Annotated in this window: 21 protein-coding genes; 6 read left to right on the top strand and 15 right to left on the bottom strand. The window is 70.9% G+C overall.

Features of this window, described 5'->3' with window-relative positions:
* Positions 1-38: 38 nt before the first annotated feature.
* From AB0J88_RS13790 to AB0J88_RS13780, 3 genes are all read left to right on the top strand, one after another.
* Positions 39-461, top strand: coding sequence for a YccF domain-containing protein (locus AB0J88_RS13790; RefSeq protein ID WP_089252735.1), 423 nt, complete (start codon positions 39-41; stop codon positions 459-461).
* An 81-nt stretch (positions 462-542) separates the two neighbouring features.
* Positions 543-2081 carry an MFS transporter gene (locus AB0J88_RS13785; RefSeq protein ID WP_364345157.1) on the top strand — a complete coding sequence of 513 codons (1539 nt, stop codon included), beginning with the start codon at positions 543-545 and terminating at the stop codon, positions 2079-2081.
* A complete protein-coding gene (locus AB0J88_RS13780; protein WP_364345158.1) occupies positions 2071-2670 on the top strand; it encodes a TetR family transcriptional regulator in 600 nt (199 codons plus the stop codon). The genes AB0J88_RS13785 and AB0J88_RS13780 overlap by 11 nt, the downstream gene beginning before the upstream one ends.
* Here AB0J88_RS13780 and AB0J88_RS13775 read toward each other — a convergent pair.
* Genes AB0J88_RS13775 through AB0J88_RS13750 form a run of 6 tightly spaced genes read right to left on the bottom strand, consistent with a single transcriptional unit; the run spans position 2667 to position 7000 of the window.
* Positions 2667-2855 carry a hypothetical protein gene (locus AB0J88_RS13775; protein ID WP_364345161.1) on the bottom strand — a complete coding sequence of 63 codons (189 nt, stop codon included), beginning with the start codon at positions 2853-2855 and terminating at the stop codon, positions 2667-2669. The two genes, AB0J88_RS13780 and AB0J88_RS13775, sit on opposite strands and share 4 nt — an antisense overlap.
* 43 nt (positions 2856-2898) lie before the next feature.
* Complete coding sequence (locus AB0J88_RS13770) at positions 2899-3867, bottom strand: zinc-binding dehydrogenase (RefSeq protein WP_364345163.1); 969 nt, start codon at positions 3865-3867, stop codon at positions 2899-2901.
* A complete protein-coding gene (locus tag AB0J88_RS13765) occupies positions 3864-4226 on the bottom strand; it encodes a hypothetical protein (protein WP_364345165.1) in 363 nt (120 codons plus the stop codon). Before AB0J88_RS13765 ends, AB0J88_RS13770 begins: the two co-directional genes overlap by 4 nt.
* Entirely contained in the window at positions 4223-5086 is an 864-nt protein-coding gene (locus AB0J88_RS13760) for an extradiol ring-cleavage dioxygenase (RefSeq protein ID WP_364345167.1), read from the bottom strand. The genes AB0J88_RS13765 and AB0J88_RS13760 overlap by 4 nt, the downstream gene beginning before the upstream one ends.
* 10 nt (positions 5087-5096) lie before the next feature.
* Positions 5097-5882: a citryl-CoA lyase gene (locus AB0J88_RS13755; protein WP_364345169.1), complete on the bottom strand. Its 786-nt coding sequence runs from the start codon at positions 5880-5882 to the stop codon at positions 5097-5099.
* On the bottom strand, positions 5867-7000 hold the full coding sequence (locus AB0J88_RS13750) for a CaiB/BaiF CoA-transferase family protein (protein WP_364345171.1): 1134 nt from the start codon (positions 6998-7000) through the stop codon (positions 5867-5869). The genes AB0J88_RS13755 and AB0J88_RS13750 overlap by 16 nt, the downstream gene beginning before the upstream one ends.
* Before the next feature lie 182 nt (positions 7001-7182).
* Here AB0J88_RS13750 and AB0J88_RS13745 point away from each other — a divergent pair, with 182 nt between their 5' ends.
* Together AB0J88_RS13745 and AB0J88_RS13740 are read left to right on the top strand one after the other, a co-directional pair.
* Positions 7183-8607, top strand: a complete 1425-nt coding sequence (locus AB0J88_RS13745) for an amidohydrolase family protein (RefSeq protein WP_364345173.1) — start codon at positions 7183-7185, stop codon at positions 8605-8607.
* Between the two features lie 3 nt (positions 8608-8610).
* Positions 8611-9411: an IclR family transcriptional regulator C-terminal domain-containing protein gene (locus AB0J88_RS13740; protein WP_364345175.1), complete on the top strand. Its 801-nt coding sequence runs from the start codon at positions 8611-8613 to the stop codon at positions 9409-9411.
* Between the two features lie 5 nt (positions 9412-9416).
* Here AB0J88_RS13740 and AB0J88_RS13735 read toward each other — a convergent pair whose 3' ends face one another.
* The 7 genes from AB0J88_RS13735 to AB0J88_RS13705 form a co-directional block, all read right to left on the bottom strand.
* Positions 9417-10529 carry a hypothetical protein gene (locus AB0J88_RS13735; RefSeq protein ID WP_364345177.1) on the bottom strand — a complete coding sequence of 371 codons (1113 nt, stop codon included), beginning with the start codon at positions 10527-10529 and terminating at the stop codon, positions 9417-9419.
* Positions 10522-11052 (bottom strand): SigE family RNA polymerase sigma factor, encoded by a 531-nt coding sequence (locus AB0J88_RS13730; RefSeq protein WP_364345179.1) that lies wholly within the window; start codon positions 11050-11052, stop codon positions 10522-10524. Before AB0J88_RS13730 ends, AB0J88_RS13735 begins: the two co-directional genes overlap by 8 nt.
* A 117-nt stretch (positions 11053-11169) precedes the next feature.
* A complete protein-coding gene (locus tag AB0J88_RS13725; protein ID WP_364345181.1) occupies positions 11170-12699 on the bottom strand; it encodes a phospholipid carrier-dependent glycosyltransferase in 1530 nt (509 codons plus the stop codon).
* 16 nt (positions 12700-12715) lie between these two features.
* Complete coding sequence (locus AB0J88_RS13720) at positions 12716-12991, bottom strand: hypothetical protein (protein ID WP_364345183.1); 276 nt, start codon at positions 12989-12991, stop codon at positions 12716-12718.
* Positions 12992-13027: 36 nt separating this feature from the next.
* The gene (locus AB0J88_RS13715; protein ID WP_364345185.1) at positions 13028-13480 is read right to left on the bottom strand and encodes a MarR family transcriptional regulator; all 453 of its coding nucleotides are present in this window, start codon (positions 13478-13480) and stop codon (positions 13028-13030) included.
* Positions 13481-13489: 9 nt separating this feature from the next.
* Entirely contained in the window at positions 13490-15226 is a 1737-nt protein-coding gene (locus AB0J88_RS13710) for an NAD-binding protein (protein ID WP_364345187.1), read from the bottom strand.
* A gap of 29 nt (positions 15227-15255) precedes the next feature.
* Positions 15256-15813, bottom strand: coding sequence for an RNA 2'-phosphotransferase (locus AB0J88_RS13705; protein ID WP_364345189.1), 558 nt, complete (start codon positions 15811-15813; stop codon positions 15256-15258).
* A 596-nt stretch (positions 15814-16409) separates the two neighbouring features.
* Here AB0J88_RS13705 and AB0J88_RS13700 point away from each other — a divergent pair.
* The gene (locus AB0J88_RS13700) at positions 16410-17735 is read left to right on the top strand and encodes a hypothetical protein (protein WP_364345191.1); all 1326 of its coding nucleotides are present in this window, start codon (positions 16410-16412) and stop codon (positions 17733-17735) included.
* Here the strand turns inward: AB0J88_RS13700 and AB0J88_RS13695 are convergent.
* Positions 17732-19690 carry an amino acid transporter gene (locus AB0J88_RS13695; RefSeq protein ID WP_364345193.1) on the bottom strand — a complete coding sequence of 653 codons (1959 nt, stop codon included), beginning with the start codon at positions 19688-19690 and terminating at the stop codon, positions 17732-17734. The genes AB0J88_RS13700 and AB0J88_RS13695 overlap by 4 nt on opposite strands.
* 3 nt (positions 19691-19693) lie before the next feature.
* Positions 19694-21109, bottom strand: a complete 1416-nt coding sequence (locus tag AB0J88_RS13690) for an MFS transporter (RefSeq protein WP_364345195.1) — start codon at positions 21107-21109, stop codon at positions 19694-19696.
* Between the last annotated feature and the right edge of the window lie 126 nt (positions 21110-21235).

Raw genomic sequence — 21235 nt, 5'->3', positions numbered from 1 at the left:
TCGCCCGGAAGGCGGGGTCGGGGGCGCACGATGTGAGGATGATCCGCTTTATTCTGAACGTCCTCTGGCTGATCTTCGGCAGCGGAATCGTTCTGGCTCTGGTCTACGGGCTGGCGGCTCTGATCTGTTTCGCGCTGATCGTCACGATTCCGTTCGGCATCGCCGCGCTGCGCCTGGCCAACTACTCACTTTGGCCGTTCGGGCGCACTCTGGTCACCAGGCCGACGTCGGGTGTCGCGAGCGACATCGGCAACGTGATCTGGGCGATCGTCGCCGGCTGGTGGCTGGCCCTGACGCACGTCGTCCAGGGCGTCGCGCAGTGCCTGACGATCATCGGCATCCCGTTCGGCATCGCCAACTTCAAGCTGGTGCCGGCCGCGTTCTGGCCGCTCGGCCGCCAGATCGTCGAGATCCCGGACTCGCAGCCCCAGTGGCACACGCCGCGGGTGTCGCCAGCCTGAGAGTCGATACAACTTGACAGTCCATCGAATGTAGGAGCTACTCTCACTTGAGAGAAACTTCTACATTCGGGGGTGGTCGGGTTGCCGACTTCTCGTTCCAGCCGGTGGTTGGCGCTGGCGGCGCTGGCCGTCGCCATGCTCACCATCGGCCTCGACACCACGGTGCTCACCGTCGCGGTGCCGACCCTCGCGGTCGACCTCGACGCGTCGAACGCGCAGCTCCAGTGGTTCGCCTCGGCCTACACGCTGGTCCTGGCGGCGGTGCTGCTGCCGGCGGGTTCACTCGGTGACCGCTTCGGCCGCAAGCGGTTCCTGCTGGGCGCGTTGGTGCTCTTCGGCGCCGCGTCGGTGCTGTGCGCCTACGCCGGCAGCGCCGAGACGCTGATCGCCGCCCGGGCCGCGCTCGGCCTCGGCGCCGCGATCATGATGCCGCTGTCCATGGCCGTGCTGCCGGTGCTGTTCCCGGACAGCCGTGAGCGCGGCCGCGCCCTCACCATCTGGGTCACCTCGACCGCCATCGGCCTGCCCCTCGGCCCGATCCTCGGCGGCTGGCTGCTCGACCACTTCTGGTGGGGATCGATTTTCCTGATCAACGTGCCGCTGGTGCTCGTCGGCGTGCTCGCCGTCGCGCTCTTCGTGCCCGAGTCCCGGGGCAACGACTCCCGCCCGATCGACCTGCCGGGCATCCTGCTCTCCTCGGCCGGACTGCTCGGACTCACATACGGCTTCATCCGGATCGGCCAGGACGGCTGGTCGGACCTCGGCGACTGGGGGTTGGTCGCGGCCGGGCTCGCGCTGCTCGCACTGTTCGTCGTCCGGCAACGCCGCGCGGCGTACCCCCTGATCGATCTGGCCCTGTTCCGCAGTCGCGGTTTCACCCTGGGGTCGGGTCTGGCCACGGTGATCAACTTCGCGATGTTCGGTCTGCTCTTCCTGGTGCCGCAGTTCCTCCAGGCCGTCGGCGGCGCCAGCGCGTTCGGCACCGGCGTGCGGATGTTGCCATTGATCGGCGGCCTGCTGGTCGGCACTCGGGTGGGTGGTCGCCTGGGCCGCGCGCTCGGCGCGGGTCCGTTGATCGGCACGGGGTTCGTGTTGCTCACGGTGGCGCTGGGCCTGGGCGCGATGACCACGGTCGGCACCGGCTACGGGTGGACGGCCACCTGGATCGCGCTGCTCGGTGCCGGGATGGGGCTGGCGATGCCGGCGACCATGGGTGCGGCGATGGACGCCCTCTCGGTCGAGCGGGCGGGTTCCGGCTCGGCCGTGATCCAGGCGTTGCGCCAGGCCGGCGGCACGATCGGCGTGGCCGTGCTCGGCACGGTGCTCAGCGCCGGCTACCAGGCCGGACTCGGCGGTGCGGCGGTCAAGCCGGTCTCCGACAGCGTCTCGGCAGGCGTCGCGGTGGCGGCGCGGCGCGGCGACCTGGCCTTGCTGGACACCGTGCGCACCGCTTTCGTCAGCGGGATGAACCAGACGTTGTGGGTGTGTGTCGGGTTCTGCGCGCTGGCCGCCGTGGTCGCGTTCTGGCTGCTGCCTCGCCGCCCGGCCGCACCGGCCCGGCCCGAGCGGCTGCCGGTGCCCGGCCCCGCCCCGGTGACAGAATCAGTGCATGCCGGCTGAACAAGAGGTGGGGCTCGGGCTCCGCGAGCGCAAGAAGCTGCGGACCCGGGCCACCATCCGTGAACAGGCCATGCGGCTGTTCGCCGAGAAGGGCTACGGCGAGACGACCGTCGAGCAGATCGCGGAAGCCGCCGAGATCTCGCCGAGCACGTTCTTCAGGTACTTCCCGTCGAAGGAACAGCTCGTCCTGGTCGACGACCTCGACCCGATCATGATCCGCGCGTTCCAGGAGCAGCCGGCCGAGCTACCGGTGCTGACCGCGTTGCGCCGGTCGATGGAGCAGGCTTTCACCGACATGAGCCCGGAGCAGTTCGACCGGGAGCAGGCCAGGCAGCGGCTGATCCGGTCGGTGCCGGAGCTGCGCGCGGCCCAGCTCGACGAGTTGCAACGGACCATCAAGATGCTCGCGGACGGCGTCGCCGAGCGGCTGGGCCGTCCGAGGGGCGACATCGAGAGTCGCGCCTTCGCCGGCGCGGTGGTCGGCACGATTCTGGGCGTCCTCGACGACGAGCACGTGTTCTCGTTGGATCGGATGGGTCGCGCCCTCGACCTCTTCGAGGCTGGCTTCCCGTTCGAGGACGAGCGCTAGGCCGGCTCTTCCGAGCCGACGATCTCGGCCACCTCGTCGACGGCGTACTCGCCCTCGGGCAGGTGGTCGAACGCGATCAGCACCTCGGCCGGCGGGTCGAGCGCCACGACCCGACGGTGGATCTCGTCGCTGGACAGCCGCTCCTCGCCGGTGAAGACGCGGTCGAGCAGGTCCGGATCAATCATGCCTGCTGCCGTACCCCCGCCGGCTGGGCGCAAACGGGCCGGGCTAGATCGTCAGGACGATCCGGCCCGGGACGTTGCCGGCGGTTTGGCGGTGCCAGGCGTCGGCGACGTGTTCCAGCGGCACCGCCTCGTACGCCACGGTGAGCCGCCCGGCGGCGACGTGGTCCGCGAGCACGCCGACCGTGCGGGCCTGCTGTGCCGGGGTCAGCTCGCTGTTGGTGTAGCCGAGTACCCGCAGCGACCGGCTGCGGATGGTCGCCGAGTGCAGTGGCGCGGTCTCGTCTGCCGCGCTGCCGAGGTTGACCAGCCGGCCGCCGACGGCGAGCACGCGCAGCGCGGCCGCGGCCGCGACCCCGAAGACCGGGTCGAGCACCAGGTCGACGGGTCCGTCGGCCGCGTCGCCGAGGCGCCGGGTCAGTGTCGCGACGTCGTCGTCCGGGTAGACCGCGACGACTCCGTCGGCGCCGGCGCGGTGTGCGCGCTCCTGCGCCGCGGTCGACCGGGCGGCGGCGAGCACCCGGCGGGCGCCGTGCAGCTTGGCGATCTGGATGGCGGCCTGGCCGACCACGCCGCCCGCGCCGAGCACCAGCACCTGTTCGCCGGCAACCAGCTCGCCGCGGCCGGTCAGCGCGTGCCATGCCGCCACCGCCGACAGCCCCAGCGCGGCGACCAGGTGGTGGTCGACGCCGGCCGGCAGCATGGCCACGTCGGTGGCCGGCACCACCGCGTATTCGGCCATGCTGCCGTCGCCCGGCTTCATGCCGGCGTCGGTGGGGAACCAGACGGGCGTGCCGTCGTCGAGCCGGCCGACACCCTGCACGCCCGGGACGTAGGGGCTCGCCGGCACACCGAAGTACGAGGTGCCGGACGCGCAGAGCAGGTCGAGCGGGGTGACCGGTGCCGCGGAGACCGCGACGCGGACCTGCCCCTCGCCGGCCAGCGGCACGGCACGGTCGACCAGCCGCGGCGGTTGCCCGGGAGGGTCGACGACGGCAGCCCGCTGGACGTTCATGTCGTGATGTCGGGGTACGGCAGGTGGAAGTGGGCGAGCCGGGCCGCGTACTCCTTCTGGAAGGCCAACGGCTCGGCGTAGTCACGCTCGAACATCGCGATGAACAGCGTCAGCGTGAGGAACGGGTGGGCGCCGAGCTCGAACAGCTTCACATAGTCGTGCGTGGACAGTGCCGCCCGCTCGACCTGGTCGAGGCGCAGCCAGGTGCTGGCCTCCTCGCTGTGGCTGTTGAGCAGCTTGTTGGCGTATTCGGCTTCCCACCAGGTGACGGTGCCCGCGGGATCTGACCGGTAGCGCTCGGTCAACTCGGGGTCGCGGTCGACGGTGTAGAGGAACTTGTCCAGCAGATACCTGCTCATGCTGCCGCCCCTTGCGGGTACCAGGTGAAGTAGGCCTCCATCGTGTGGAACAGGTCCAGCGAGTCGGTGTAGTCGGCCTTAACGCCGGCGCCGGCCACGCCCATCATCAGCATGAAGTCCATGAAGCCGTGGGTGGCGTTGCCCGGCTGGTGCAGGCTGTCCAGCGTCACCTCGGCCAGGGCTCCGTCGAGGTCGCCGTTGGCGATCCACTCGATCGCCCGGCGGTCGAACTCCGGATCCGGGCCGTGCGGTCCGAACTGGCGCGGACCACCGAGCTCCAGCGACAGGTGGCCCGTGCCGATGATGGCCACCCGCAGGTCGTTCGGCCACGACTCGACCAGCTCGCGGATCGTCTGTCCGAGTTGGACGAAACGCTTGGGCTGCGGCAACGGCGGCGCGAAGATGTTCGTGTAGATCGGGACGATCGGCAGGTCGGCCTCAGGCCGCAGCGTGATGATCGGGCACGTGATGCTGTGGTCGATCCGCAGCTCGTTGCTGAACGCGAGGTCGAAGCCGGCGTCGAGGCCCGCGCGCAGGATGTGACCGGACAGGTCTTCCTGCCCGCGCAGCAGCATCTTCGGCAGGCCGAACTCGCGCTCCTCGTTGTGCCAGTTCGCGTCGTAGAACGGCGCCTTGCCGACCAGGAACTGCGGCATGTTGTCGAGCCAGAGCTGGTGGAAGTGGTCGGAGCCGACCATCACCAGCACGTCCGGGTTGGCCCGCGTCAGCGTCTCCCGGAACGAGCGGATCTTGCTCACCCACTCGTCGGCGAACGGCGGCCGGTCAGCGCCGGTCGCGGTGCTCGCGCGGTAGAAGAACGGGTGGTGGGTGGAGGCGATGACCGCGACGACGTTGGCCATGCCGCTCCTCTCAGTCTCGAGGTGTGTAGTGGGCGTGCCGGTCGACGGTGGTGTAGACGTCCATGCCGATGGGGTCGCGTTGCTCCTCGGCGAGGTGGCCGAGCAGGCCGGCGGCGCGGGCCAGCAGCGCGAAGCCGCGCAGCAGGTCGATCGGCAGCCCGAGGTCGGCGAGCGCGGCTCCGGCCACGCCGGCGCCGTTGAGAGGCAGCGTGCGGCCCAGGATCTCCGGGTGGACGCGGCCGATCGCCTGGAACAGCCGCAGGTGCGGGCCCTCCAGGCCTTCCTCGCGGGCAATGCTGATCAGCACCGGCGTACGCGGGTCCTGCTCCTTGTGCACCGGGTGGCCGAGACCGGGCACGAACCGCTTGCCCGCGCGCGCTTCGGTGACGGCGGCGCGGGCCAGCTCGTCGAAGCCCGCGTCGGTGGTCGGGGTGTCGGCGCCGGCCAGCGTCGCGGCCAGGAACCGTCCACAGTCCTCGGTCACGCCGAGGAACCGGGAGCCGCCGCCGAGCAGTCCGGCCGCCAGCGCGCCCTGGATCGACTCGGGCGCGCTCAGGTAGGTCAGCCGGGCGGCGATCGCGGTCGGCGTGAAGCCGTGGTCGGCCAGCGCGACCAGCACGGCCTCGAACACCCGCACCTCCGAAGCGGACGGGCGGCGCAGGGTCACCAGCCAGAAAGCCAGCTCGCCGAAGCCGACCTTGCCCATCAGGTCGGCGGCCAGGTCCTGCCCCAGCAGCGAGATGCGGGTCGCATCGGACGTGCCGATCGCGGTGCCGAAACTCAGCTCCTCAGCCATGCGCGGATCTCCTCACCGTGTTCGTCGAGCCCCGGCGGCGGAAGCTCATAGCGGGGCGGCGTCGCCGAGAAGGTGATCGGGTTGCGAACGCTGGGCACCGCGCCGACGTCGACCACCGGCTCCAGGCCCAGCTCCCGGGCGTAGTCGACCCCGCGGTCGAGCGTGTTGATCGGCGCGCACGGCACCCCGGCGGCGATCAGGTCGCGGAACCACTCGTCCTTGGTGCGCAGGCGCAGCCGCTCGACCAGCAGCGGGCGCAGCGCCTCGCGGTTGGCGGTGCGGTCCTGGTTGCGCGTGAAGCGCGGGTCGTCGGTGAGCTCCGGGACGCCGAGCACCTGGCAGAGCTTGCGGAACTGCCCGTCGTTGCCGGCGATCACGATCAGGTCGCCGTCGGCGGTCGGCAGCGGCTCGTACGGGAACAGGCTCGGGTGCGCGTTGCCCATCCGGAACGGCACGGTGTCGCCGGCGACCACCGCGCTGCTGTGGTTGACCAGCCCCGACAATGCCGACGACAGCAGGTTCACCTCGATGTGCTGGCCGCGCCCGGACCCCGCCCGGTGGTGCAGCGCGGCCAGGATGCCGATGTTGGCATGCAGCCCGGCCATCACGTCGAAGACCGAGATGCCCGCCCGGTACGGCGGACCGTCCGGGTCGCCGGTCAGGCTCATCAGGCCGGAGATCGCCTGCACCATCAGGTCGTAGCCGGGGATCGACGCACCGACGCCCGAGCCGAACCCGCTGATCGACGCGTAGACGATGCCGGCGTTGCCGGCCGAGACGGTGTCGTAGTCGAGCCCGAACCGCGCGAGCCCGCCCGGCTTGAAGTTCTCGATCATCACGTCGGCCCGCCGCGCGAGCTCGCGGGCGGCGGCCAGGTCGTCGGGGTCACGCAGGTCCAGGGCGATCGACCGTTTGTTGCGGTTGATGCCGAGGTAGTACGTCGCGATGCCGTCCCGGACCGGTGGCATCCAGGTGCGGGTGTCGTCTCCGCCGGGACCCTCGACCTTGACCACGTCGGCGCCCAGGTCGGCGAGCAGCATGGTCGCGTACGGACCGGCGAGGATCCGGGAGAAGTCGGCCACCAGGATGCCCTTCAGCGGCCCGTTGTTCTCCGTCACTCGCCAGCTCCCCTCGAAGTGTCCGCTGTGCGGACGACCGTCCGTACCGTTTCATCTTGGTCATGAGTTGACTCTCCGCGCAACAACCGGCACCTTGACGATTCAGTGTGAACGGGCTCACAATCGCGACGTTCGACCGGTTGGCCGCTAGGCGGACTACTGTCCGATTGGAGTGACGGCAAATGAGCGTGCTGTTTCGCAACGGCCTCGTACTGACCATGGACAACAGCCATACGGTGCTGCGCGACGCGGACGTGCTGGTGGTCGGCGACAAGATCGCCGAGATAGGCCACGGCCTGACCGCGCCCGAGGGCACCGAAATGATCGACGCCAGCGGCGGGATCATCATGCCCGGCATGATCGACACCCATCGGCACATGTGGCAGACCGCGATGCGCGGCTACGGCGCCGACTGGACGCTGACCCAGTACTTCGTCTGGTACTACATCGAGTCCGGCAAGCTGTTCCGCCCGCAGGACATCTACGCCGGCAACCTGCTCGGTGCGCTGGAGGCCATCGACGCGGGCGTGACCACCACCGTCGACTGGTCGCACGGCTTGCAGACCGTCGACCACGCCGAGGCGGCGGTCGACGCGCTGGAGGCGGTGCCCGGCCGGTTCGTGCTCGCCTACGGCAACATCCAGCAGGGACCCTGGCAGTGGTCGGCCGCGCCGGAGTTCCGTGACTTCGTGAGCCGCCGGCTTCACGGCAAGGGCGACATGCTCGGGTTCCAGCTGGCCTTCGACGTGACCGGCGACCCGGCCTTCCCGGAGAAGGCGGCCTTCGAAGTGGCCCGCGAGCTCGGCGTGGCGGTGACCACGCACGCGGGCGTCTGGGGCGCCACCAACGACGACGGCATCCGGCTGATGCACGAGAACGGCTTCATGACCCCGCAGACCGTGTACGTGCACGCGGCGACGCTGACCCGCGACTCGTACAACCGGATCGCCGCGACCGGCGGCTCGGTCTCGGTCGCGACGGAGAGCGAGCAGAGCGCCGGCCAGGGCTACCCGCCCACCTGGCAGCTTCGCCACCACGACATCCCCGTCTCGCTGTCCAACGACACCAGCGTCTGGTGGAGCGGAGACCTGTTCTCGGCGATGCGCACGACGCTCGGCGCCGACCGGTCCCGCGAGCACATGGAGGCGCACTCGAACGCGGAGACGGTCACCCACTGCCACCTGCGGGCCGAGCAGGTCGTCGAGTACGCCACCATGGGCGGCGCCCGGGCGCTGGGGCTCGACTCGGTGGTCGGCAGCCTCGAGCCGGGCAAGAAGGCCGACGTCGTGCTGATCAAGAATGACAACTCGCCGGTGATGTTCCCGATCCTCAACGCGTACGGGCACATCGCGTTCCAGGCCCAGCGGGCGGACGTCGACGCGGTCGTCGTCAACGGCCGGGTCGTCAAGCGGGCCGGCCGGCTGGTCGACGTCGACCTGGCAGCGGCCCGGAGCAAGATCACCGAGACGATCGACTACCTCGTCGGCGAGATGGGCGACGATGCCTGGCAGAAGGGGATGAACCCGGACATCCCTGAGACGAAGTCCGTGGACAACCCCTACCAGTACTCCGACTACGACGCCGGCTCGGCGCAATGGAAGCATTGAGGAATGGCGCGCGAGTCCGGACCTGACTTCATCGAAGCGCTGGCCCGTGGGCTCGACGTGCTCCGCTCGTTCCAGGCCGGCCAGCCCGTGCGCACGCTGAGCGATCTCGCCGGCGTGACCGGGCTGGCCCGGCCGACGGTGCGGCGGATCCTGCTCACCCTCGAAGAGCTGGGCTACGTGCGGGCCGCGGAGCGTGGATACGCGCTGACTCCGCGGGTGCTCGAGCTCGGCATGGCGTACGTCAACTCGCTGAGTATGTGGGACGTCGCCCGGCCGCACATGGAACGGCTCGTGGCTCAGACCAACGAGTCCACCTCGATGGCCCAGCTCGACGGCGGCGACATCGTCTACGTGGCCCGGGTGGCGGTGCCGAAGATCGTGACCCTGGCGGTCAACATCGGCACCCGCTTCCCGGCGCCGCCCACCTCGATGGGCCAGGTGCTGCTGGCCGCGCTCGCGCCCGACGAGCTGTCGGCGACGCTGGCCGAGCCGAGCCGGTCCGGCATCACGCCGCGCTGGCAGCCGACCCGCGACGAGCTCGACCGCCAGCTCCGCGAGGTGCGGGCCAAGGGCTGGGCGCTGGCCGACCAGGACCTGGCGCTGGGAATCCGCTCGATCGCGACCAGCGTCCGCGACGGCGACGGCAAGGTGGTCGCGGCGATCAACGTGACCGTGCACGCCGCCGAGACCTCGGTGGAGCGCCTCACCGAGGAGCACCTGCCGCGGCTGCTCCGGTGCGCGGCCGACATCAGCCACGACTGGGCGCTGCTGGGCGCGGTCCCCTTGGTGGTGACCGCGCCCTAGCCGGCTTACGGCGTGTAGGCCAGCAGCCTGCGTCCGGCGTTGGCCTTCGACTCGACGCTGCGGGCGATCACCCGGTCGTCGGCGTCCAGCCGCAACAGCTCCGAACCGCTGTCGGTCTTGACCCGGGCCAGCATCCCGCCGTCGGCTAGGAAGATGGCGTTGGTCAGCTGGCCGTCGAACGGCATCTCGACCACCTTCTTCTTCGCGACGTCCATGATCGTGTTGCAACCGAGGTCCCGCGCGGCGTCGCCGGCCGGGCTGTCCGGCCCTTGTAGCCAGACGCAGATCCGACCGCCGTCGGCGGAGATGCCGTTGAGGCCGACGTAGTACCGACCATCCACATCGTGCTCGTCCAGGACCACCTCGTTGCCGCCGAAGAGGTCTCGGACCGTCACCCCGCGGACGTCGCCGTGTTGGTAGGCGATCCGTTCACCGTCGGCCGACCAGCGGATGTGGCACCCGTCGACCCGGTCGAACGGTTCGCCCGTGCCGATCTGATGGACGACGACGTGCTCGGTCACCTTCCCCTGCCGCACCGGGGTGACCAGCAGCCGTTCACCGTCCGCGTTCCAGATCGGTTCTGTGCACATCTCTTCCACGTCCGGGAACATGACCTCCTTGTGCCGGCCGTCCAGGTCGGAGATCACCAGGTCGCCGTTCTCCACCCAGGTCACCTGCTTGCCGTCGGGGGAGACGTTGACGTTGAGGACGTCGCCGCCGGGGAACTTGCGGCCGCCCTGGTAGAGCTTCCCGTCCTGGTCCACGTAGAACACCTTGCCGCTGATCTTGGGCAGGCCGGGCTGGCTGGGTGGCGTGCTGGTCTCGGTGGGCGTGGGCGTCTCCGGCGTCGGGGCCGGCGTCGTCGGGTTCGGAGTCGGCAGACCCGTCGGGCCGATCGGTGGTGGGGTCGGGGTGTCGTGGTTCGCTGCCACGAAGCCGACCGTGGGGCCGCCCACGAACAGCACGGCGCCGGCCGCGATGGCCGCCGCACCGACCCGGCGCCGGCGGCGGACCCAGTGGCGGGCCGCGGCGGTCCCGGGAGGAGAGACGTAGGGAGCCACCTCGCCGCGGAACTCGGCGAACATCTCGTGCAGGCGGTCGTCGTCGAAGTCAGGCACGCTCCGCCTCCTCTTCGTTGAGCTGGGTGGCGAGCGCGGCGCGACCTCGGTGCAGCCACGACTTCACCGTGTTCTCGGAAACGCCCTCCTGCCGGGCGATCTCGCCGATCGGCAGGTCGGCGAGGTAGTGCAGGATGACCGCCTTGCGGTGGTCGGGCTTGAGGGTGGCCAGTGCGCGGGCCAGGGCGACCCGGTCCGGGCTGGGCTCCGCGACGTGTTCCGGCCGCTGCTGGCGGAGGAACAACGCCGCCGTCCGGGTCCGCCGCCACCGGCTGGTGGCCAGGTTCCAGGCGACCCGGCGCACCCAGGCCGCCGGATCGTCGTAGTCGACCACGTGTTTCCACCGGGCCAACGCCCGGCAGAACGCCTCCTGCACGACGTCCTGTGCCCCGGCGAGATCCCGGGTGTACGCGTACAGCTGGATGGTCAGTGACTGGAAATGGGCTGAGTAGAACTCCTCGAAGCTGGCTTGACCTGGCGGCCCGAGCCCGGGCACCACGTCGAGGTCGCCCCCGTCACGCAAGGAAACCACCGTCCTCGCATCCTCCCGATCGCGGCCGTCCCTCGTGTCCGGCCGATCGGCGACTACACGCATCGTCGCCCATGTCGGTTGCGGACGGGACAGGCGCGGATCCGACAGTTAGGGATGCCAGCGGTCGCCGAGCCACATGCGGTTGGCCCAGTCCGCGTACGGGAGGAAGTCTCCGACGAAGAGCTTGTGGAAGTAGGCGAAGCAGAGCACGACCAGCACCAGGTACGCGCCGGCCGCGACTCCGCCCACCAGCCGGCGGTCGGCGTCGGTCGAGTCGGCGGGGCCGATCACGACGCCGAGCACGTAGGTGACCGCCAGCACCATGAACGGCACGATCGGCGCCGTGTAGAAGTTGAACATGACCCGGTGGGCGTCGACGGCGTAGTAGAACCAGGGCAGCAGGCCGGCCCCCACCATCAGCAGGATCGCGCCCGGTCGCCAGTCGCGGCGGGCGATGCCGAGCCAGGCGCTCCCGGCCAGGGCCGGCAGGAACGACCACCAGAGCAGCGGCGTGCCGAGCAGGATGATCTCCGAGACCGGCGCTTGGCCCCAGGGCGCTCCCGGGTACGCCAGGTGGACCGTCACCGGCTTGCCCAGCAGGAGCCACTGCCACGGCCACGACTGGCTCGGGTGCTTGTCCTGGAGCGTGGAGTGGAAGCCGAACGCCTGCTGGTGGTAGTGGATCAGGTTCTGCAGGGCGCCGATCACGGGAAGCTCCGACTGGCCGCTGTCGGCCCGCCAGTGCCGGAAGTAGCCGTCGTCGGTGAGCAGCCAGCCGGTCCACGACGCCAGGTAGACCGCGCCGATCACGAAGCCGCACAGGACCAGCCAGCCGGTCTCCTGGCGGATCGTCTCCAGCCATGGGCGGCCCACGCCCGCCGAGCGCCGGGCGCCGGCCTCCCACCAGAGCACCAGCAGGGCGAACACGGGCAGGAAGAACAGCGCACTCCACTTGGTGGCGACCGCGCAGCCGAACAGGAACGCCGCGAACAGCCGCCACCAGCGCGCCCCGGTCGGTGCGGCGGCTCCGGCGGCGAGGGCGTCCAGCCAGGCCCGGCGGCGCTGGTCCCGGTCGATCAGCAGGGCGCCGAAGGCGGCGAGGACGAACAGCAGCAGGAAGATGTCGAGCATCGCGACACGGGAAAGCACCAGGTGGAAGCCGTCGAGCGCGAGCAGCAGGCCGGCGGCGCAGCCGAGCACGGTCGAGCCGAACATCCGCCGGGCGATCCGCACCAGCAGCAGCACGGACACGGTGCCGGCCACGGCCGCGGAGAACCGCCAGCCGAACTCGGGCGCCGCGTCGAAGAGGTGGCCGGTCAGGCGCTGGTCACCGTCGACGTCGTAGTAGCCGAAGGACCATTCGCCCAGCGCGATCAGCCATTTGCCGAGCGGGGGGTGCACGACGTACGCCGGTGCGTTGTCTCGGTAGTTCCACTCGACGCCCTTGGTGAGCAGGCCCCAGGCGTCTTTGGCGTAGTAGGTCTCGTCGAACAGCTTGCCCTGCGGCTGGGCCAGGTTGGAGAGCCGCAGGACGGCCGCGACCAGCACCACGAAGCCGGTCGCGTACCAGGAGGAGACGCTGCCGCGCGGCTCGAAGCGCGCAAGGCGGCGTCGGGTGATTTCGGCAGCCGCGCGCACCGCGCGATCATACGGGCTATTGCCGGGCGGTCCAGCCGCCCTCGGGTGGCTTTCGGACGACCTTGGTCAAGTCTTTCCAGATCGATCGCCCGCCCGTCGAGGCGGCCATCAGTCGATCGATCCAGGCCCGGGCCGCCCACTCCTCGTGGAAGGCCGGCCACGTCACGTCGCGGTCCTTGTCGCCGGCCCTGGCCCGCACCAGCCAGCCGGCATCGACGTCGCGATGGAGCCAGATGTCGCGCCGGGTGCGGTTGTCGCGGTCACCGTTCCACCATCGTCCGACCAGTTCCACGATCGACAGGCTATCGAACACCTGTTCTATTGGCAATCATGAGCTCTCGGTGGCCAGCCGGCCGGCCCGGGTCGTGCGGCGGAGGAAGTCGGCGACCAGCGCGAGCTCCCGTTCGTCGTAGCCGGCGCAGATCTCGTCGATCCCTCGGCCGAGGCCGGCGTAGAGCTTGACCAGCTCGGCGGTGCGGCCGCGGACAGGATGGATGCCCACCGCGCGGCGGTCCGTGGTGTCGCGTTCGCGGGTGACCCAGCCGCCGCGCTCGAGCCGGTCGAGCACCCCGGTCATCGTCGCCGGGTGCAGGCCGGCCCGGCGGGCGAGCGTGGTCGGGCTCATCGGGCCTTCGCGGCTGATCAGCTCGAAGCAGTCGACGTCGACGTCCTTGAGCTCAACCTGGTTGGCGACCTGGTGGTTGAGGAGGGATAGCTGCACGCGCAGCTCGCGCAGGGCGGTCAGGATCGTGTGCGCGTGCTGTCGCCGCAACGTGCTCATCAGGTCAGCCTACGGAGCGTCACCGCTCGTCGCCTCGCGTGGCCGGGCGAGCAGGCGCAGGGGCTGCGGTTCCGGCAGCGGCGGGGCGTCCGGGTTGGGTCGGGTGCGGGCGAGCAGACCGGCCAGGCCGGCCCGGGTGGCCACGACGATCAGCCGGTCGGTGCGGACCAGCCGGCGCCGTTCCGGCACCGTCCACAGTGTCTGACCGATCCGGCCCGTGCGGACCGCGATCAGGCGCACCTCGGTGGGCCGGTCGACCTCCGGGCACAGCCGGCCCTCCAGGTCCGAGCCGGCGCCGACCGGAATGTCGGCGACCAGCAGCACCCGGCGGCCGACCGGGATCGCGTCGATCACCTCCCGGCCGAACAGCGCCGCCGCGAACGCGGGTGCGGCCAGGTAGGAGACGCTGCGGGACAGGTCGATGTCGAAGGTGCGCTTGACGCGGCGGGCGAAGTCCTCGTCGTAGAGGCGCAGCACCACCCGCAGACGACCGCCGTGCAATGCCCGGCCGAGCAGCGCGGTCTCCAGGTTGGATACGTCGTCGGTGGAGAGCACGAGCAGCGCCCGGGCGGTGGCCACGGACGCGGCCCGCAGTGTCTCGGCACTGTTGCCGTTCCCGATGATCACCGGGACGCCGAGCTCGCGGGCGACCGCGACACCCCGCGCGTCGGCGGAGCGGTCGACGCAGACCAGGTCCACGCCGAACCCGTGCAGCTCGCGCAACACGCGGGTGCCGACGTTGCCGAGTCCCACGATGACCACGTGGTTGGCGACCGGCCTGGTCAGCGCGCCCGAGGCGAGCGCGAGCCGGGCCGTGACCACCGCCTCGACGACGAGCACGGTGACGAACGGGACCAGCGCGACGCCGGCCAGCCCGAGGGCGACCAGCACGACGTGCTCGACCGCGCCACCGGTGACCTCGCCCTCGATGCCGCCGATCGCGGTGACCACGGCCAGGTAACCGGCCTCCCACACGGTGAGGTCGCGCAGGTGGGCCAGCAGGGCGGTGCTGACGAACAGCAGCGCGACCACCCCGGCCAGGGCGTAGCGCAGCCGGCGCCGGCCGAGCACCAGCCGGGTAACGCGCAACGGCAGCCGGGCGGGCCGGGCTTTGTGCCGGGGCGGTTCACCGTAGCGGCGGACCAGCAGCAGGTCGGCTCTTGATTCGTCGGCCGGGAGCGTCTCCGGCTCGGCGCGACCGTCGAGCACGGCCAGGCCGCAGACGATGTCGTCCGGGTCGGGCTGCTCGGAGCGGTGGGCGGTGACCAGGAACTCGTCGGTCAGCCGGACGTACGTCGGCACGTCGTCGCCGAGCGCCGCGGCGACGAACGCGGGCGCCGCGATCTCCGAGCCGGAGAGCACGTCGCAGTCGCCGAGCATCGCGGTCACGCCCTGGGCGAGGATCGGGTTGTAGACCCGCACCACGATCCGGGCGGTGGGGTTGAGCTCGCGGACCATCATCGCGGCGTCCACGTTGGCCACGTCGTCACGCTCGACCAGCGCGACCGCGCTCGCTTCCGCGACGCCGGCCCGCACCAGGACGTCCGGCGTGAGGCGGGCGGCGGCCACCACCACCGGGCGCAGGTCGGGGTCGCCGGTCTCCGGCTCGAGGTCGGCGATGTCGGGCGCCTGGTCGGCGTCGGCGGACCGGACGATGACCGTCACCGGCACGGCGTACGTGTTGATCAGTTCGCTGGCCAGCCGGCGCGCCAGCGTGTTGTCGCCCCACACGAGGAAACCGGACACGCCCGGATGGTCCGGCAACCGGATGGCCGTCAGTCCAGACGCTGGATGAACGCTGGTGGAACGTGGTCGGTCAGCCACACGCCGTTGGCACTGCACTGGAAGCGATGTCCGGCCTTCGCCATCGCCGACGCGTCGACCGCCAGCAGCGCCACCTTGCCCGTGCGGCGCGCGCCGACGATGCGGGCGGTGGGCAGGTCGACCGACAGGTGCACGGCGTGCCGGTTGCGCTTGGCCAGCCCTTCGCGCAGGATCGCCGGCACCGCGGTGGCCGAGGTGCCGTGGAAGAGCCGCTCCGGCGGCTCCTGGTCGGGCAGGCCGAGGTCGACCGGCACCGAGTGGCCCTGGCTGGCCCGGATCCGTTCTCGGCCGTCGGCGCCGGTGGCCAGCGCGAACCGCCGCTTGTCGTTGCCGGCCACCACCGCGTCGAGCTCCGAGCGGGTGAGCGGCGTGCCGTGCGCGGCGAAGGCGGCAAGCAGCACGTCGACCTCGACCCAACCCTGCGGATCGAGCGTCAGCCCGAGAGTGGCCGGGCGATGCCGCAACACGGCCGAGAGCCGCTTGCTGACGCGTACGTGTCGAGCCTCCACACCGCCCATTATCGCGTGTGCGAGGGTCCCGGCCGAACGGATGATCATTTGCGGGCGCGCGGCACGTAGCGTGTCCGGCTGTGGCATACGGGGATATCGATCCGAGCAACGCCGACGACGCGGCGGGGGCTCTACCGACAGCGCGACCGCCGGTAGCAGCCGCGGCGTCCACGCCGCACGCGCCTCCGGTCCCGGCGCCTCCGCTCCCGGAGAAGTTGCCTCCGGTCGCGTTGCCCCCGCTGCCGGCACCGCCGGCGGCGGCGATTCCGTTCTCAGCACCACCGGCCGCGGTGGGTCAGCCCGCACCCGCGCACCCAGTCGCCGAGCCGCCGCTGGCTGAGACGTCCGCCGCTCCACCGGCCGAGACGCCCGCCGCTCCACCGGCCGAGCCGCCCGCCGCTCCACCGGCCGAGCCGCCCGCCGCTCCACCGGCCGAGCCGCCCGCCGCTCCACCGGCCGAGCCGCCCGCCGCTCCACCGGCTGAGCCGCCCGCCGCTCCACCGGCCGAGCCGCCCGCCGTGCCGGCGGCTGAAGTGTCCGCCACGCCAGCGGCCGAGACGCCTGCCGTGCCTCCCGCCGACGCTGGCGTGCCGCCCGTGGGACCCGGACCCAAGCGCAAGCGTGGCCTGCTGGTCGGGCTGGTGGTCACCCTTGTCCTGGTCCTGTTGGCCGTGCCCGCCTTCCTGGTCCTCGGCTCGGGTGGTGCCGACGAGCCCGCGACCGCGGCCGCACCGTCACCGTCGGCCAGCGCGGCGGCCGCACCCACCGGCCCGCCCGCGTCGCCCAAGCCCGGCGACCCGCCGCACGTCGCGTTCGCGTGGGCCAAGGCCTCGATCCTGCAGTCGTTGACCAACATGAGCGCGGCGTACGAGGCGAACAACCTGGCCGGCTTCCTCAAGCCGGTCGCCGACAAGAAGCTGCGTAGCGAGCTCGAGCGCCGCTTCCGGTCGCTGCGCGCGATGAAGGTGAGCAACCTCAAGCTGACCGCCGACAGTGGACCGTTCGACGACAAGAAGGTCGGCGGCTACTCCGAGTGGGGCGTCACGGTCGCCATCAACCACTGCTTCGTCGTGCCGAGCTGCGAGCCCGACCGGATGCTGGTCGACACGGCCTGGCGGGACTCGCCGTCCGGCTACCGGCTGGTGAAGTGGTCCCGGGTCAAGGACCTGCGCGGGCCGCAGCCCTGGGAGGTCAGCACGCTGACCGCGGCGGTCGGTGAACGAACCATCGTGGCGGCGCCCAAGGCCTTGGCGAGCCGCGCGCGGTCGTTCCTGCCCGCCGCCGAACGGGCCGCGAAGATCGCCGACAAGTACGTGCTGGGCCGCAAGCCCGACCGCTACGTCATCTACCTGGCCGGCCCGAGCGACTGGAAGAAATGGTTCGGCGGCTCGGAGGACTGGGCGATCGGCTTCGCCATCCCGGCCAGCGAGGAGCGCTCCGATATCGTGCTGCGGGCCGAGGAGATCTCCGGCGGGTACGCCGAGTCGGTCATGAAGCACGAGATGGGCCACGTGGCGACGCTCGCGGGCCGCGACTACCGCGACTACAACGGCGAGAACTGGTGGCTGACCGAGGGCATAGCCGAGTACGTCGAGTGGGACGGCCGGTCGATCGGCTCGTACGACCGCCGGCTGTCGTCCCGGAAGTTCCTGCGCGAGAAGAGCTACAAGGGCACCCTGGAGCGGCTCGTTCCCGACGACGACGCGCCGGACTGGCAGATCGACGCCGCGTACGGCCTGGCCTACTACGCCACGCGCTGCATCGCCGACCAGTACGGCCACGCGAAGATGATGAGGTTCGCCGACCAGGTGCTGCGCAACGGCCGCCCGTCCGAGGCGGAAAGCCCGGTCATCCTCGGCGCCGACTGGAAGACGGTCGGCAAGCGCTGCCTGGCGTACACGAAACAGAAGGTCGGCGCCTAACCCACGTGCACGTGCGGGCGCTTCATCCGGTCCGGCTCGTGCTCGCGGAGGATCTCCCGGGTGACCGGTGCCACCTCGCCCTGCCCGAAGGCGAGGTAGCGCAGGAAGTTCGAGACCGGGTTCCCCTCGGTCCACTCGAAGTAGATGTGCGGTCGATGGCCCGTCGTCTTCTGGATCTGGAGCAGCAGCGCGGCCAGCGCGGTCGCCACGTTCGGGCTGGCCATCGTGAACACCCGGTAGCGGCCGTGCCGGATCTTGCCGCGTACCCGCAGGTCCGACTCGAAGTCGGACGGGTCGGTGATGGTCACCTCGGCGAACATCACGTCGTGCACGTCCGGCAGGACGTCCTCGTCGACGATCTTGCGCAGCTTGGCCCGGTACTCCGCGGCGTCGAGGGCGTCCGGATGGTTCGCGATGATCCGCACGACCTTGCCCTTGCAGTCCTCGAGCAACTGCTGGCCCAGCTCGTCGAACTGGACGCTGGTGAAGCGGATCTCGAAGGCCCGATAGAGCCGGGACAGGATCGAAACGAGGATCATGGCACCGATGAAGCTCCCTGCGATCTTCACGCCGTCCGGGCGCTCGATCACGTTGTCGATGGTCGTGTAGATGAAGACCAGCGAGATCAGCCCGAACGCGATGGTCTGTTTGTGCTGGCGGTGCCGGCGGCTGGAGATCGTCACGGCGATCGCCGCCGAGGTGATCAACACCAACACGCCGGTGGCGTACGCGCCGCCCTGCGCGGTCACGTCGGCGTCGAACAGCCAGGTGATGAAGAACGCGATCAGCGTGAAGACGACGACCAGCGGCCGCACCGCGGTGGCCCAGTTCGGGGCCATCCCGAACCGGGGCAGGAAGCGCGGCACCAGGTTGAGCAGGCCAGCCATCGCCGACGCGCCCGCGAACCAGAGGATGAAGATGGTCGAGAGGTCGTAGACGGTCCCGAACATCGAGCCGAGGTTCTCGTGCGCGAGGAACGCGAGCGCGCGGCCGTTGGCCGGGCCGCCCGGGTCGAAGGCGTTGGCCGGGATCAGCACGGTGGTGATGATGCTGGTGGTGATCAGGAAGCAGCTCATCGTGATGGCGGCCGTGGTGAGCAGCTTGCGGGCGCCGCGGATCCGGCCGGTCGGGTTCTCCTCGGTGTCGCAGGGAGCGCCCCTGATGTGCGGCATCACCGCGACGCCGGTCTCGAAGCCGGACAGGCCCAGCGCCAGCCTCGGGAAGATGATGATCGACATCCCGATGATCGCCAGTGGTCCGCCGTGCATGGTGGTCAACGCCGACCACCAGTCGTCGGTCAGCGTCGGATGGCTGATCACCCGGATCAGGCCGTCGACGACCACCACCACGTTGAGGGCGAGATAGACCCCCACCAGCACCACGGCGATGCCGATCGCCTCCGTGAAGCCCTTGAGGAACACCGCGCCGAGCAGCGCGAGCAGCACCAGCGTGATGAGCACCTGGTGGCCGCGCAGCCCGTCCGGCCAGAACGGGTTCTCGTTGATGTGCGCGGTCGCGTCGGCCGCTGACAGCGTCATGGTGATGATGAAGTCCGTCGCGGCAAACCCGAGGAGCACGAGCACGACGAGCTTGCCCTGCCAGTACGACAGCAGCTTGCCGAGCATCGCGATGGAGCCGGCGCCGTGCGGGCTCTCCCGGGCCACCCGACGATAGACGGGCAGCGCGCCGAAGAGCGTGACCAGCACCAGCACGATGGTCGCGAGCGGCGACAGCACGCCGGCGGCCAGCGCGGCGATGCCCGGCTGGTAGCCCAGGGTCGAGAAGTAGTCGAGGCCGGACAGGCACATCACCCGCCACCAGCTGTGCCGGCGCTCCTGCTGCGGTGGCCGGGCGAACGGGGCCGGCGGGTTCAGGTCGCGGTGTTCGGCGCCGCGGAGGAACCACTCGGAGAAGCGGCGCTGCACGGTGAGCTCGGTGGACGGCTTGTCGGACACGGCTCAGGGACGCTTCTTGGCGGTGTCGGAGAGCGGACGGCGGCGTACGCCTCGCCAGATGTCCTTCCAGACCGGCACACCGGGCCGGTCGTCGATCTGCCGGAAGGAGAGGATGCCCACGCCGATGCCGGCGAGCCCGATCACGAACAGCAGCAGCCGGGTGGTCGACAGGGTGAAGTCGACCGGGCCGACGTGGATCTCTCTTGCGGCACCGAGGCCCACGATCACGCTCGACAACGCGATCGCGAGGAGCAGGGTGATCCGCACCGCCGACTGGATGAAGGCGACCACCCGGCCGCGTACGTCGTCGGTGATCTCACCGCCGATCAGGGTGAGGCCGGACAGGAAGGCCATGCCCGCGGCGGCGCCGGTGATCCCGGCGCCCAGCACCGCCAGCGACAGCCGGGGCGCGACGGACAGCCCGATCACCGCGATGCCCGCCAGCACGATCGACAGCGCGAACCAGCGGCGCCGGGAAAGGGTGCCGATCAGCGCCGGCCCGCCGGCGATGCCGATGCCGAACCCGGCGAAGATCGCGGCGAACAGGATGCCGAAGGTGGCGTCGCCGCCCCCCAGCGACCGGGCGTAGAAGTTGGCCGTGCCGATCACCACACCGGCACCGGCGAACGCGCCCAACACACCGACCACGATGCCCCGGACCAGCCGCGTGCGGACGATGAACCGGCCACCGTCGAGCAGGTCCCGCATCGCCTGCCGGCCGGGGACCGCGTGCTCGTGCTCCTTCTTCTGCTCGGCCTTCGACCGAGCGGCGGCGGGCCGGGCCGTGCGCCGGGACATCTCCTTGGCGAAGAACAGCACCACGAAGGCGGACGCGAGGAACGTGAGCGCGTCGAAGATCAGCGCGTAGTCGGCCGGACCCACCCCACCCGGGCGGGGGAGCCGGGCCATGCCGCTGAAGATCAGCGCGGCCAGGATCGGCGTGATGCCGTACGTGGTCGCCAGCGTCAGCTGGTTCGCCGCCTCCAACCGGGAGCGGGGCAGCAGGTTCGGCACCGCCGCCTCCTTTGCCGGGGTCCAGATCTGCGCCGCGACCTGTGCCAGGAACAGCGCGATGGCCGTCCAGGTGACCACCCGCACCGAGCTGTCCTCGATGAAACCGACGACCGGGATCGACAGGAAGAGCACGAACCGCACCACGTCGGAGATCACCATCGTGAGGCGGCGGTCGAAGCGGTCGGCGATCACACCGGAAAGCGGGCCAAGGATGAACGCCGGCAACAGCTGCACCGCGATCACCGAGCCGAACGCGGCGCCCTTCGCGGTCGCGCCGGACACCTGGGACGACGCGAACGCGGCACCGGCCAGCAGACCCAGCCAGTCGCCCAGGGCCGAGAGCCCGAGCACGAGGAAGAGCCGCCGGAACGGCCCGACGCGCAGTGCGTCGATGACCTCGGCCACGCCAGAGCCCTGAACCGTGCCTGACTTCTGCGTCTCGCCCACACTGCCAGCGCTCATTCGTTCCGTTGCCCGTTCCCCCGCGTGACCGACCCGTGACCCAACGTACCCCCCGACGGCTGGGCCTAA

It is taken from the genome of Asanoa sp. NPDC049475, from assembly GCF_040676915.1.
Classification (GTDB): domain Bacteria; phylum Actinomycetota; class Actinomycetes; order Mycobacteriales; family Micromonosporaceae; genus Asanoa.
Note: the sequence above shows the minus strand (reverse complement) of the source record. Positions and strands in the feature narration are given on the sequence as shown.